11 protein-coding genes are annotated in these 12,495 nt (G+C 53.5%); 5 read left to right on the forward strand and 6 right to left on the reverse strand.

Annotated features, from left to right (window positions below; all coding sequences use genetic code 11):
- Positions 1-7: 7 nt before the first annotated feature.
- The 3 genes from HMPREF1207_RS08505 to HMPREF1207_RS08515 all read right to left on the reverse strand — a co-directional run bounded on the left by HMPREF1207_RS08505 (position 8) and on the right by HMPREF1207_RS08515 (position 4,992).
- Positions 8-922, reverse strand: coding sequence for a proline dehydrogenase family protein (locus HMPREF1207_RS08505; RefSeq protein WP_009671301.1), 915 nt, complete (start codon positions 920-922; stop codon positions 8-10).
- A gap of 208 nt (positions 923-1,130) precedes the next feature.
- Positions 1,131-2,843 carry a sigma-54 interaction domain-containing protein gene (locus HMPREF1207_RS08510; protein ID WP_009671274.1) on the reverse strand — a complete coding sequence of 571 codons (1,713 nt, stop codon included), beginning with the start codon at positions 2,841-2,843 and terminating at the stop codon, positions 1,131-1,133.
- 145 nt (positions 2,844-2,988) lie between these two features.
- Positions 2,989-4,992 (reverse strand): methyl-accepting chemotaxis protein, encoded by a 2,004-nt coding sequence (locus tag HMPREF1207_RS08515; protein ID WP_009671298.1) that lies wholly within the window; start codon positions 4,990-4,992, stop codon positions 2,989-2,991.
- Between the two features lie 159 nt (positions 4,993-5,151).
- On the opposite strand from HMPREF1207_RS08515, the gene HMPREF1207_RS08520 reads away from it, so the two are divergent.
- Both HMPREF1207_RS08520 and HMPREF1207_RS08525 read left to right on the forward strand, forming a co-directional pair.
- Positions 5,152-6,093: a hypothetical protein gene (locus tag HMPREF1207_RS08520; RefSeq protein WP_009671291.1), complete on the forward strand. Its 942-nt coding sequence runs from the start codon at positions 5,152-5,154 to the stop codon at positions 6,091-6,093.
- Positions 6,094-6,155: 62 nt separating this feature from the next.
- Entirely contained in the window at positions 6,156-6,404 is a 249-nt protein-coding gene (locus HMPREF1207_RS08525) for an NHLP leader peptide family RiPP precursor (protein ID WP_231392026.1), read from the forward strand.
- Positions 6,405-6,419: 15 nt separating this feature from the next.
- On the opposite strand, the gene HMPREF1207_RS08530 is transcribed toward HMPREF1207_RS08525, so the two are convergent.
- Entirely contained in the window at positions 6,420-8,324 is a 1,905-nt protein-coding gene (locus tag HMPREF1207_RS08530; RefSeq protein ID WP_009671282.1) for a sensor histidine kinase, read from the reverse strand.
- Positions 8,325-8,853: 529 nt separating this feature from the next.
- Between HMPREF1207_RS08530 and HMPREF1207_RS08535 the strand changes: the two genes are divergently transcribed.
- Positions 8,854-9,603, forward strand: coding sequence for an MBL fold metallo-hydrolase (locus tag HMPREF1207_RS08535; RefSeq protein WP_009671297.1), 750 nt, complete (start codon positions 8,854-8,856; stop codon positions 9,601-9,603).
- A 13-nt stretch (positions 9,604-9,616) separates the two neighbouring features.
- Positions 9,617-10,285, forward strand: a complete 669-nt coding sequence (locus tag HMPREF1207_RS08540) for a 3'-5' exonuclease (protein ID WP_009671325.1) — start codon at positions 9,617-9,619, stop codon at positions 10,283-10,285.
- Between the two features lie 67 nt (positions 10,286-10,352).
- Here HMPREF1207_RS08540 and HMPREF1207_RS08545 read toward each other — a convergent pair whose 3' ends face one another.
- Entirely contained in the window at positions 10,353-10,898 is a 546-nt protein-coding gene (locus tag HMPREF1207_RS08545) for a glutathione peroxidase (protein WP_009671296.1), read from the reverse strand.
- Positions 10,899-11,151: 253 nt separating this feature from the next.
- Here HMPREF1207_RS08545 and HMPREF1207_RS08550 point away from each other — a divergent pair, with 253 nt between their 5' ends.
- Entirely contained in the window at positions 11,152-11,850 is a 699-nt protein-coding gene (locus HMPREF1207_RS08550) for a peptidylprolyl isomerase (protein ID WP_009671285.1), read from the forward strand.
- 155 nt (positions 11,851-12,005) lie between these two features.
- Here the strand turns inward: HMPREF1207_RS08550 and ybaK are convergent, their stop codons facing one another.
- Positions 12,006-12,485 carry a Cys-tRNA(Pro) deacylase gene (gene ybaK / locus HMPREF1207_RS08555; protein ID WP_009671277.1) on the reverse strand — a complete coding sequence of 160 codons (480 nt, stop codon included), beginning with the start codon at positions 12,483-12,485 and terminating at the stop codon, positions 12,006-12,008.
- Positions 12,486-12,495 lie beyond the last annotated feature (10 nt).

Below are 12,495 nucleotides of genomic sequence, written 5' to 3' on the forward strand. Positions count from 1 at the left end.
TGTATATTTATTTAAAAAAGTTCTTCAAAACAAACCAGACGTTGGCCGGGCGCTCGGCAAGCCGCCTCATAAAATACCCGAACCAGTCGATTCCGTAAGGTACGTAAGCGCGCACCCGGTACCCTTCCGCAACCAGTTGCTTTTGAAGATCCTCGCGGATTCCGTAAAGCATCTGGAACTCGAATTGATCCCCCGAAATCTTCATATCGCGGATAAAAGCTTTCATCTCGTTAATGACCGCTTCGTCGTGACTGGCGATTGCGGCATAATTGCCGTTTAATAAGTGCTGTTTAATAATTTTTTTATAATTGTCATCCACGTCTTTCTTCTCGGGAAAAGCAACCTTCGGCGATTCCTTGTAGGCGCCTTTGACTAGACGCAGATTCGCGTGGATGCTGTTCAAATCGCGGATATCCTGCTCCGAGCGGTACAGGTATGCCTGAATAACGGTGCCGACATTATCGTATTCGTCGCGCAGCTCGTGCAGAATATCGAGCGTGATCTGGCAGTGCTCGTAATCCTCCATATCGATGCGGACGAAGTTCCCGTGCTTCTTGGCGCAGTCCAGAATCCGGCGCATGTTCTGCAGGCACAAATCCTTGCTGATATCCAGACCCAGCGAAGTCATTTTAAGCGAAAGGTTCGAGTTGACACCGGACGCTGCAATCGCTTCCAAAGTCTTGATACACATCTCGGCCGATTCGTTGGCCTCTTCCTCGCTGAACACAAATTCGCCCAAATGATCCAGCGTAGCGAGACGGCCGTCGCTGTTCAGCCCGCGGACAGCTTCAATTGCCTGCTGAATGGATTCCCCCGCCACAAACCGGGCGGCTCCAAAGCGGAGGCCGAACTTTTTGGCCATTTTGTTCGCCGAATGGCTTTTGCCCAGCGCTTGGAACATATTTCTCATGATGGCTTCCATAAAGATGCCTCCATATTCCAAATTATTGAATATTGTGTTCACAACAATGAACACATATGTTTAATATATGTCCAATAATACAATAATGTTCATCACTTGTATACACTTTCTTCTATTTTCAGCCAATAAAAAAACACCTCTGAACAATTTCTTGTCCAAAGGTGCGCATAAATTGTACTTGCTGTCCTTGTTACGCAGAGATCTGCCGCTACTCCGTGTGGATATCGTACTCCCTCATTTTCTTGTAGAGGGTCCCGCGAGAAATGCCGAGCAGCTTGGCGGCCGCGCTTTTGTTGCCGTACGCCCTCCGCAAAGCTTCTTCGATCAGATGGTCTTCTTGTTGAAAAGCCGAATGAGGCTTCGGCGCTCCCGTCTCCTCTCTGTCCGCGAAAAAACCGGCATGCTGCATCTTGGAGGAAAGGCCCGGAGGCAGGTGGACACCCGTAATCGTATCTCCTTCACAAAGAATGACGGCGCGCTCCATGACATTCCGCAGCTCCCGGATATTGCCGGGCCAGTCATGATTCATAAGTACGTTCAGCACGTCCGGTTCAACCTTGGGAACGGGCTTGTGATAATGCTCCGTAAATTCCCGGATAAAAGCTTGCACCAGCTCGGGAATATCTTCTCTCCGCTCACGCAGGGGCGGGATTTCGATGCTCATCACGTTGAGCTGATAAAACAAATCCTCCAGAAAAAGCCCCTGCTCCATAAGCGGCTGCAGCGAAGTATGAGTCGTGGCGATAATTCTCGCATCCGTGCGGATACTTTCTTCCCCGCCTACACGTTGGAACGACTTGTCCCTTAAATAATGGGAAAGCTTGAGCTGGATATCCAAGGGTATCTCGCCCACTTCCTCCAGAAACAGAGTGCCGCCGTCGGCAAACTCCAGCTTCCCTTCCTTGCCCTGGTCTTCGCCGCTTGTAAAAGCGGCCCCCTGGTAGCCGAAAAGCTCCGTTTCGAGCAGACCGCCCGGAATGGCTCCGCAGTGCAGAGAAACGAAAGCGGCGTCTTTGCGCTCGCTGCTGTAATGAATGGCCTGGGCAAGCATCTCCTTGCCCGAGCCCGGTTCCCCGACAAGCAGCACAGGGGTGCTGAAACGGGCGAATTTGCGGGCGACTTCCAGGGAGCGTTTAATATCGTGGCCCATTCCGATAATGGACGAGAAAGGCTTGTCCTGCTCGATCCGCAGCGGAATGGCCGAATACAGTTCTTCGTTTAGACGCACGATCCGCGTGATATCCTGTTCCGTGGCAATCCCGCCGATAATCTGATTGTTCTCCACGATTGGAGAAGCGCTGATCAGGACGTGGGTGTCCGGGGCGGGCTGGTGATAGACTTGGCGGATGGTCCGGCCTTCGTCCAATATTTGATGAAGCATGATCGATTCTTTCTCAAAATGCTCGCCGATCGTCCGTCCGATAATGTCCTGCTTGCCGATCCCGTACACTTGCTCCGCCGTCCGGTTCCAGTAAATAACGCGGCCCTCCCGGTCTACGGCCGTCACCGCGTCGTTGACGGTTTCCACGAGGGTATCCAGATAGGAGACCAACTGCCTTTTCTCCTGCTGCAGACAGTTCATCATGGCTTCGGCCGTAACGATGCCCAGCTTCCTCGAATCCTCGCCGAGAACCAGAATAGGCTTCTGCCAGTCGGTCTGAAGCTCGCCCAGCCTGGACTTCGGACAAGCGGCCGAGCAGGGCCAGCCTGTACGGCGGACCCACTCATCTATAGTCATATCCGGATGTAAAGCATCCAGAAATTTCGCTTCCTGATAGGAAATGATATAAGCTGCGCCGGGGGCCGTATCCACGATCACAAAACGGACCTGTTCCAGCAGAGCCTTGGCTTGCGATACCGGGCATTCCCCCTCCAAAGCAAGGAAAGAGGTGTCCAACTGAAGGTGTTCAAGACCGAACATGAATGTGTATCCTCTCGTTAATAATCTCTATTTAAAATTAACACAGTTATGTAACCAAATCCATCGGGTCCGGTTAATTTGGCTCTCTCCAAAAGGAAAAGACCCGCTCCTCCGGAGGAGGAAACAGGTCTCATTCTATATGAGGTCAGATTTTAAATTTGGAGAGGCTCTCCTGCAAACTTTGGGCCATCCGGCTCAAAGATTCGCTCGCGGAGGAAACTTCCTCCATAGAAGCAAGCTGCTGCTCGGATGCCGCGGAAATCATCTGGGCACTGTCCGACGAGCCTTGGGAGATTTGCAGCATTTCCATCATCGAAGCGCTCACTTCCTCGGAGCCGGCAGACATTTGTTCCGTTGCCGCGGAAACCTCGCGGATCTGATCCGATACGTTCTGAACGGCTGTGTAGATATCTTGGAAAACAATCCCGGCAATATGGATGATTTCCGCACCCTTGCCGACTTCCGCAACGCCCCGGTCCATCGTCGTGATGGCATTATCCGTGGACGTGCGGATGTGCGCGATCAGCTCCGTAATATGCGCGGCCGATTTCGCGGACTGCTCCGCGAGCTTCTTCACCTCGCCCGCTACGACGGCAAAACCGCGCCCATGCTCACCCGCTCTGGCCGCCTCAATGGAGGCGTTGAGCGAGAGCATCTGGGTCTGGCTAGCAATTTGCGTGATGACGTCGACAATGTCGCCGATTTGCCGCGAATGCTCGCCGAGCGTTTTAAGCTCCCCGGAGGTGACGGTTACGGAATCGCGAATAGAATCCATCTGCCGGACCGCCATCTGGATGGCGTTGTTCCCCTGCTTCGCCTCGGCGGCCGTCCGGTTGGTCGTATCGGCAACCGTCGACGAAGACTCCGCGATCCGCTGGATGCCTCCGGCCATCTCTTCCATCGCCTTCGAGCTCTGCTCGGCGCTCTGCACCTGCGTTTCCGAACCGCGAACGATTTCCTCGATCGACTGGCCCACGTGCTTGGATGCTTCGACCGATTCGGCCGACGAAGCCGTCAGCTCTTCCGAGGAAGCGGCAACCTGCTCCGCCATGAGGCTCACGTCCCCGATGATCTCGCTCATCGATTCGAGCATCTTGTTCGTATTTTGGGCGATATCCCCGATCTCGTCTTTTGAAGTTACCTTCAAACGGGGAGTCAGGTCTCCTCCCGCAACTTTCTTCAGCACTTCCGAAAGATGCAGCATCGGCGCAACGGCCACCCTGCCGATCTGCCAAGAAATGAGCAGAACCAGGATGCACACGATCAGAATGATGATGGTAGTCGTCCGGGCGAATTTCTGGAGTGCCTCCAGAACCTCCGCGTCATTGGTCAGGACAATCATCTTCCAACCGGTAGCCGACACGGTATGATAGGAAGCTGTCCGGTCTATATTTTCCGCCGACTTGTAATCGACTTCGCCATCATTTTGCACCAGTACCTGTTCTTTGAATTTTTTCAGCTCGCTCGACTGCATCACCTCATCAAGCTTCTTCCCGATCCGCGCTTTATCCGGATGAGTCAAATAGGTGCCCTCACCCGAGATCAGGTAACCGAAACCGCTCTCGCCCACCTTGACTCCTTCTATGAGCCTTTGAAGAATGTCAGGGTTAATGACCGCATGAATGGCGCCGAGGAACTCGCCTCCCTCTACGATCGGCACGGCGATGACGATAACCGGTTTTCCCGTTTTGGAATTGATAAGCATTTCGCTGACGACCGTTTTTTTTGTTTCGGCCATTTTCTTGAAATAATCGCGTTCCCCGACTTTCGACACGAGGCCTGCGGTGTTTGTACTGGTACCATCCTTCTCCACGTAGGCATAGTACTCGAATTCTTTGTCGATTTCTCCAACCGTCTTGAGCACGCTCAAAATTTGGGTTTTTTCCCCTTTAGCCATCTCGGGATGCTTCTTTATCATCTCTTCGACCAGCGATATTCTCTGGCGCATCCAGTAATCTACGCTATCGGCATTGGACTTCGCCAGGTTTGTCATGTTGTAGGCAATCTCGTTCTCCGTGTTGGTTTTCGCCATATTCAGAAGAACGACGGATGTCACGACCAGCGGCACAAGCGAAAGCAGCAGAAAAGCGGCGATCAGCTTTGTTTTCAGGGAATTTTTCAGCTTCATTTTCTTCCACACCTGATTCATCTGCTTTTCCTCCTGTTATATATGTCAGCTTATTATTTATCGGAGGAAACCGGGAAAGAGTTGAGTTCATTTTTTGCACAAAAGAGAAGCCTGCTTATCTTGCCGGTCTAGTACCTGTGACCTATACTTGAAAAAGAACAAAAAAGAGGCAGGTGCCCCATGAAGTGGTTTACGGACTATACAGAAGAACTGGAGCTTGTTTTCGAAGAGGCGGTGCGCAGGGTTGCCGCATTTCCCGCCCCGCTGCACACGGCCGGTCTGGACTATCTGGACAAGTTTCATCCCCTGAAAAAAGACAGCACGAAAAACTACATCTGCTATCTGCTGCCGTTCTGGCTGAGGGAACAGACCAAGCTCCCTTCCGATATGTACAGAACGCTTTCATTAGCCAATGTGTTCGTCATGCTTCATTTTTTCGTCCAGGACGATTTCATGGACACGGATACGGGAGCGGACGAGCGCCGGCTGATGCTGCCCCTCTCGAATCTGTTTCAAGCGGAATATTCCCGCCTCTACCGGGAGTGTTTTCCTGCGGATTCCCCGTTCTGGGCATACGCGGACGCCTACTTGCGGCAGTGGGCGGAATGCGTCGCCAAGGAGAACGAAGCGGATTATTTCCGCAAAGACCCGGTCCGCATCGCGTATAAAGCCGCTCCCGTTAAGCTGGCAAGTACGGGCGCCCTGCTGTTAAGCGGTCAGGAGGAGCTGATCGGGCCGTTCTCGCGGCAGACGGATCATACGCTGCTGGCCCTGCAAATGGCCGATGACTGGGCCGACTGGCGGGAAGACCTGGAGACGGGCAGTTACAACTGCCTCCTCTCTCTGATCCGGGCGCGAAGAGGCTTGAAGCCGGAGGAGCCGCTTACGGAAGACAACGTCAAACAAGCCGTGTTCATTCACGGCTGCCTGCGCGATTATGCCGAGGCCGCATCGGCCTCCGCCGGTGCCCGGACCGGCTTGTTCCATGCCCCGCATATGGACGCCTTTCATCAATCCTTATTGGATGACCTCTTGGCGGAAGCTTCGCGGATTGACAAAGAAAGGGGACTTTTGGAACTAGGAGGATTTGCCTACTTGCTGTCAAAAAGAAACAAATTTTAATGACATTAGACCTAGACCCATGCTATACTCAGGGCGGAATATGATCCCTTTACTTTGAAAGGATGAGCCTTGTGTCAGCAGAAGAGATTTTGAAAAATCAGATCATTGAGAAAGCTTGGGCGGACCCCGAATTCAAGAAAGCGTTGATGAACGACCCTAGAGGAGCCCTAAAGCAAGCCTTTGACATCGAGCTGCCGGAATCGGCGGATGTAAAAGTTCTGGATGAAGCTCCGGGCCAATACTTTCTCGTGATTCCTCCGAATCCGGCTGAAGTACTCAGCGCCAAATCCGACGCGAACAGCGTCTGGTAATCCCCTACAAAACGGCTAGCCGGGTATCGAAGGAAACCGAACAATCGCTTCAGTGCCGACACCTTTCTCGCTCTTAAATTCCAGACGGCCATGCATGACCTCGATGATCCGGAAGGTGACCATAAGACCCAGGCCAGTCCCCTTGGTTTTCGTTGAAAAGTACGGCTCTCCAAGTTTGGAGAGCTCTTTTGTTTCCATTCCCTCCCCGTTATCCCGGATATGAATCCACACTTCATTCTTCTCTTTGTACGCCCAGATCTGGATCTGCCCCTGCCCGTCCAATGCCTCGATACTATTCTTAATGATGTTAATAAACGCCTGTTTGAATTTCGAAGAATTGCCCTCGATGTACAGATCCTCCGGCACCTCCAGCGTAATTACACCGCCTTGAAGATTAGCCAGCGGAACCAGAATGCCTTCGATTTGCTTCAATTCCTGGCAGATGTTCAGTGACGTGATATGTTCCAATTGCGGCTTCGCGAACGTAAGGAAGTCCGTAATGATATTGGAAGCCCGGTCGAGTTCCTCGATCGCCATGTTCATGTACCCTTTTTCCTTCTGGCCCAGCTTCTCTGCGGCCAATTGAAGGAAACCTCTCGTCACCTGCAAAGGGTTACGCACCTCATGAGCCACGGAGGCGGCGAGGTCGCTTATGATCTCCATTTTTTCCGCTCGCTGCAGCTCATTGTTGTACATCACCAGTTCCTTGGAATACCTCACGATTTTCTCGTGATCGCGGGCAAATCCCCTGCCGAGAATTATGATCAGCGAGGTCACGAAGCACACGATTCCAAACTTCCAGTAAATAAATTCGTACTGTTCGTTTTTGACATAGAATACGAGCAGATCGACGACTCCGGATGCCGCGAAAAGACCGATTCCCGTCGTTAAGGTTATCCCGTCCTTGCTGCCCTTGACCGCATGCGTGATAGCCATTCCGATGAGCAGCACGAATTGGATCAGCATCGTAAGCCCCAGCAGCATTACGGTGACAAAATAATAGGCTTTGTCGTACCGGTAGGAAGCCAGGTGATTCACCAGTTGGAACAAAACGCATAGAACCGAGAATCCGATCTGGAACCAGCGGTACTTCGTCAACATCGACCAGGTCCCGTGACCTAATATTTGTTCGAAATACAGAGTCAACGTCGGCAAAAACACAAGCAGCGCCAGGTCAAACAAACTTTCGATCCACTTGCCCTGATCTTCAAAAAACGTATATGTAAACTGAGAAGACCCGATCATGAGCATCCCGATGGCCAGAATGACCAGACTGAGCGAGAGCCATTTGGCAAGCTGCCCCCGGTTCAGAAATACCGTGCAGATCAACATCAGGAGGGCAATGAACACGAAGGCGCAGCCCAGCAAAACATCGGTCAGATTCGATTTGACATAGCCCGGAAGCAGCGCCTGATAATCTCCGATTTTCACGTTTTTCTGGAGTCCGATCCTGTCACTGTCCGTCTCGATATGAATATAAACCGTTTTGCCGGATTCATTGTCACTGAGCGGAATCAGCAGCCGGTTCTTGTCGTACACATACGTGTGTCCCGCTTTGTAGATTCTGCGTTCATCCGTAAATACTTCGATGCGGTGACCGTACAATTTGTCGATCAGCATGCCCGGCTCGTCCCATTCCAGCCGAGGCAGCTCGATTTTCACCCAGAGTGCGGTAACGCCCTCCGGCTTGACCGGCATGTCCCCCTTCTCATTGGCGGGCGTCCATCCGTCTGTGCCGGCCGGAGTCCGTGTCCCGTCAGGGCCAGTCCCCTGACTGTCCCATTTGTATGCCCATTCGGTAATCTTAATCGTATCCAAGGGAGATTGCCCCCGCGCCGTGGCCGGCACGAACAACAGAGTAAGCAGTACAATCCCGGTAAACACGAATGCCAGGAACGCCGTTGCTCTTGATTTGGTCATTATGTATGCACCTCTGAAGAAAAATAGAAAAGGATAGTCTTATGCCGGAGTACCTAAGATGACAAAATTCGCCAAATACACTTAAATTTCCTGCCTATTTGGAAAATTAAATGACAAAGCGCGATTTTATTCGACAAACGTCTCTGTACGGCCTTCTATTTCTCCGTTTCCTCCGTTTCCAGCAGATAAATCCTGTCCCGGAATCCTCCGCGCTTAGCCGCTTTCCGCCTGCGCAAAGCCTCCAGTTCTTCCGTTCTCCCGGATGATTGCCGGTATTTTATCCCGAACGAGTTTGTTATAAATGGTCATACGCAGCCTCCGTCTTAGCGGTTCCGTTTGTTCTAAGCTTACCATTTTGTAAGGAGCGTCAAAACACCTGACGGCAGAAAGCCGCAATTTATCTTCCTAAAAATCCGTTATGAGGGCAAAACGGCCGAAAACGGCGCCCCTACAAGGATTTTCTTGCACATTCCGCCGATTGCCGATACATTTATAAGTACTTGGGACAAACAGATCGGAGGAAAACACCGTGGACGTTCTTATATTAGGAAGTGCCAGCGCTTCGGGAAGCAGGGAAAGGGACAACACTTACCTGCTTCTTCAGCATGAAGAAGGCAATTGGATGATAGACGTGGGCGGCAATCCGCTCGGCAAGCTGAAGCAGGCTGAAATCCCGCTGCAATCCATCCAAGGGGTCATTCTTACTCATTTCCACATCGACCATATTTTCGGTCTCCCTTCTTTGCTCTGGGGCATGTGGCTCGGCAAAAGAAAAGAGCCGCTGATCATCTGCTGCCCGCAGGATCATAAGGACCAGCTCGGCGATATTCTCCGCGCGTACCGGACCGACGAGTGGCCCATCGGCTTCGAGATCAAGGTGCAGCCGTTCGACTGCGCAGAGCCCGGAACCTTGTTCGTCCAGGGCGATATGACAGTCTCCGTCTTCACGAGCCTGCATTCCGGCTCCACATCGGGCATCCGGGTCGCATGCGGGGACAAGGTGCTCGTGTATTCGGCGGACACGGCGCCGAGCGAATGGATACGCAGCCAGCCAAGGATAGACGTACTGATCCACGAAGCGACGCAGGCCCGGGGCGACATGAGCATCCATACCAGCCTGGAAGGCATCCTGACGTTCTATCCGGTCGACCGGATCCCTCAAGTGATCGCGATTCATCTTACGGATGACGAGCCTTACGAAGAGGTTTTAGCCCAATATAAAAAAACCGGCACACCGGGCGTGCTGCTGGCACACGATATGATGAGGGTTTCTCTCTAGGAGGTGAGTTTCTTTGAAAGTAATTGTGTATGATCTGGAGATGACCGTAACCCGCAAAAAGATCCACGTTTCGGAAATTATCGAAATCGGAGCGGCGGCCGTTGAAATCACGGATGGCAAACCTGCCGTTACCGGCACGTTCCAGTCTTTCGTTAAACCCGACCGCTCTCCGGTTATTTCCGCTTCCACCCAGGCCCTGACCGGCATTAAGCAAAGCGAGCTGCAATCGGCGGAACCTTGGCCGCTCGTGCTGGAACGTCTGCTGGAATGGATCGGGGACGGAGACTACTATCTGTGCGCGTGGGGCCCCGACGACCTGATCCAGCTCGGCAGCGACTGCCGGATGCATGGCGTCAAAACCGACTGGATCTGCAACCACAACAACCTGCAAAAGCTTATGGCCGGACTCGTCCAGCAGGAGAAGCAGCAGCAGATGGGCCTCAAGACCGCCCTCGAATACTGGAATATTCCGTTCGACGGCTCCCATCACCGGGCCCTGGACGATGCGATGAATACCGCTAAGCTGTTCATCCATCTGCACGACCGGCTCGTGCTGGAGCGGAATCAGGCCGGGGATCTTCCCCTGTATACGACGGAGGTCGTGTACAAAACCGGCGACAGCTTCACGAACAACCCGTTCGAAAAGCTGGCCCTGTTCGCACAAAAGGAACCTACGACGTAGGTTCCTTTTCTTTTTGGGCCGGTTGAGACATTCCGGCAGCCGGCGGTGCTGTCTGCGTCCGCCGGTTCTATAGGACGGCTTCGACAGCCGGCTGCATATCCAGAGGATCGACACCGGATTCGAAGCGCTTCACGACGTTGCCGTCACGGTCGATGAGGAATTTGGTGAAATTCCATTTCACATCGTTGCCCTGGAGCAGATGCGGCTGCTTTTCCGACAGAAAAGCATTCAGCATTTTCCCGCTCGGATGGTTCAGGTCAAAGCCTTCGAAAGGCGCTTGTTCGGTCAAGTAAGCGTAAAGCGGGTGCTTCTCTTCACCGCGCACGTCGATCTTCTCGAACAGCGGGAACGTAACCCCGTAGTTGAGCTGGCAGAAGGTGTTGACTTCCTCGTTCGTGCCCGGCTCCTGCTCGCCGAACTGGTTGCACGGAAATCCGAGGACGACAAGTCCCTGGTCCCGGTATTTCTCGTACAGCTTCTGCAGATCAGCGTATTGCGACGTAAATCCGCATTGGCTCGCCGTATTGACGATCACCAGCACCTTGCCTTTGTACTCTTCAAGCTTCGTTTCCGTTCCGCGAATGCTTCTGGCCGAATAAGGGTATACGCTCATCGTCAAATTCCTCCATTTTTTTGCGGTCCCGCACTACAAGGGCGGCTGCCCGGCGGTGGTACAGGTACCCGGATCTTATTTGATTTACAAAAATTAAATTGTCCACAATTTATGTACGTTTTAAATGTAGCACAGTCCAAAAACCAAGTCAAAAACTTGGGGCTGCACGTCTCGCGGTTCCCAAAATTTCCATCCGGCATCCAAAAGCGGTATGATAGGAACGAGAACATGCAGATAAGGTGGAATGAATGACATGACAGGCAAGCGCAAAGGTTTTACAGGTCTTCTGCTTCTCGTGATGGCCCTTCTGGTCATCGCCGCAGGATGCGGTAAAGCGAAGACGGACGGAAGCGGCACGGCAACTCCGTCACCGACGCCGTCCCCGACGGCAGCCGGTTCCGCGGGCGGTTCGGAGCCGCCGAAGACGGACGGCAAGAACCCGGTCGTGACCATCGAAATGGACAACGGCAAAATCATCAAAGCGGAGCTTTATCCGGAGGTGGCTCCGAATACGGTGAACAACTTCATTTCGCTCATCAAAAAAGGATTTTACGACGGCAAAATCTTTCACCGGGTCATCCCCGGTTTCATGATCCAGGGCGGCGACCCTGACGGAACCGGCGCCGGCGGTCCGGGGTACGGCATCAAAGGCGAGTTCACCTCCAACGGCTTCAAGAACGAGCTGAAGCACACCCGCGGCGTCCTCTCGATGGCCCGCGCCCAGGACCCGGACTCCGCCGGATCCCAGTTCTTCATCATGGTAGCGGACTCCACGCATCTCGACGGACAGTACGCTTCCTTCGGCAAAGTAACCGAAGGCATGGAGGCGGTCGACGAGATCGTCAACCAGCCTACGGAAGCCAACGACCGTCCCAAAACTCCGCCGGCGATGAAGAAGGTCACGGTGGATACGCTCGGAGTCGACTATCCGGAGCCGAAAACGATTAAGTAAGCAGCCGCAGGCCGCCGCTCTCCGGTAGCGGAAGCCGGTCGGCCCGCACCTTGCGTGCAGGCCGGAAAGGCCCGCCAGCATTCAAGCTGGCGGGCCTTTTTGCGCGCGGGAATATCGCCGGGGAAGCTCCTCTCCCACCGGACTCTCCGCGCTCCTCAGTGCGTGATGTCGGCCGGAATGGCGTCCGCTGCCGCCGCAAGGTCCTTCCCGCTGAGGAAAATCTGCAGCCCCCGGCGGCCGGCCGAAATGCTGACCGGCTCGGTCGCAAGCGCCGCGCGCTCCAGATACAGCGGGTAGTTCTTTTTCATACCGAGCGGAGATACCCCGCCCCGTATGTAGCCGGTCAGCGCCTGCAGCTCCTTCACCGGGGCCATATCCACCTTCTTGTTGCCGCTTACCGAAGCGAGCGCCTTCAGGTGAAGCTCTTTGTCTCCCGGAATGCAGGCCAGCAGAACCCCGGTTTTGTCCCCGCGCAAAACCAGGGTTTTATACATGCTGCCGATTCCGATCCCTACTTTTCCCGCCACGGTTCCCGCATCAAGCTGATCTTCGTCCCACTCGTATTCGTGAAGAGTGTACGTGATACCGAGCTTGTCGAGCATCCGGCAAGCGTTTGTTTTGGCTTGTGTACCCATCGCTGAGCCT

This window comes from Paenibacillus sp. HGH0039, from assembly GCF_000411255.1.
Classification (GTDB): domain Bacteria; phylum Bacillota; class Bacilli; order Paenibacillales; family NBRC-103111; genus Paenibacillus_F.

Coding starts and splice junctions, on each gene's coding strand:
- HMPREF1207_RS08505 (WP_009671301.1), bottom strand. CDS start 922: ATGGAAGCCATCATGAGAAATATGTTCCAAGCGCTGGGCAAAAGCCAT.
- HMPREF1207_RS08510 (WP_009671274.1), bottom strand. CDS start 2,843: ATGTTCGGTCTTGAACACCTTCAGTTGGACACCTCTTTCCTTGCTTTG.
- HMPREF1207_RS08515 (WP_009671298.1), bottom strand. CDS start 4,992: ATGAATCAGGTGTGGAAGAAAATGAAGCTGAAAAATTCCCTGAAAACA.
- HMPREF1207_RS08520 (WP_009671291.1), top strand. CDS start 5,152: ATGAAGTGGTTTACGGACTATACAGAAGAACTGGAGCTTGTTTTCGAA.
- HMPREF1207_RS08525 (WP_231392026.1), top strand. CDS start 6,156: ATGAGCCTTGTGTCAGCAGAAGAGATTTTGAAAAATCAGATCATTGAG.
- HMPREF1207_RS08530 (WP_009671282.1), bottom strand. CDS start 8,324: ATGACCAAATCAAGAGCAACGGCGTTCCTGGCATTCGTGTTTACCGGG.
- HMPREF1207_RS08545 (WP_009671296.1), bottom strand. CDS start 10,898: ATGAGCGTATACCCTTATTCGGCCAGAAGCATTCGCGGAACGGAAACG.
- HMPREF1207_RS08550 (WP_009671285.1), top strand. CDS start 11,152: ATGACAGGCAAGCGCAAAGGTTTTACAGGTCTTCTGCTTCTCGTGATG.
- ybaK (WP_009671277.1), bottom strand. CDS start 12,485: ATGGGTACACAAGCCAAAACAAACGCTTGCCGGATGCTCGACAAGCTC.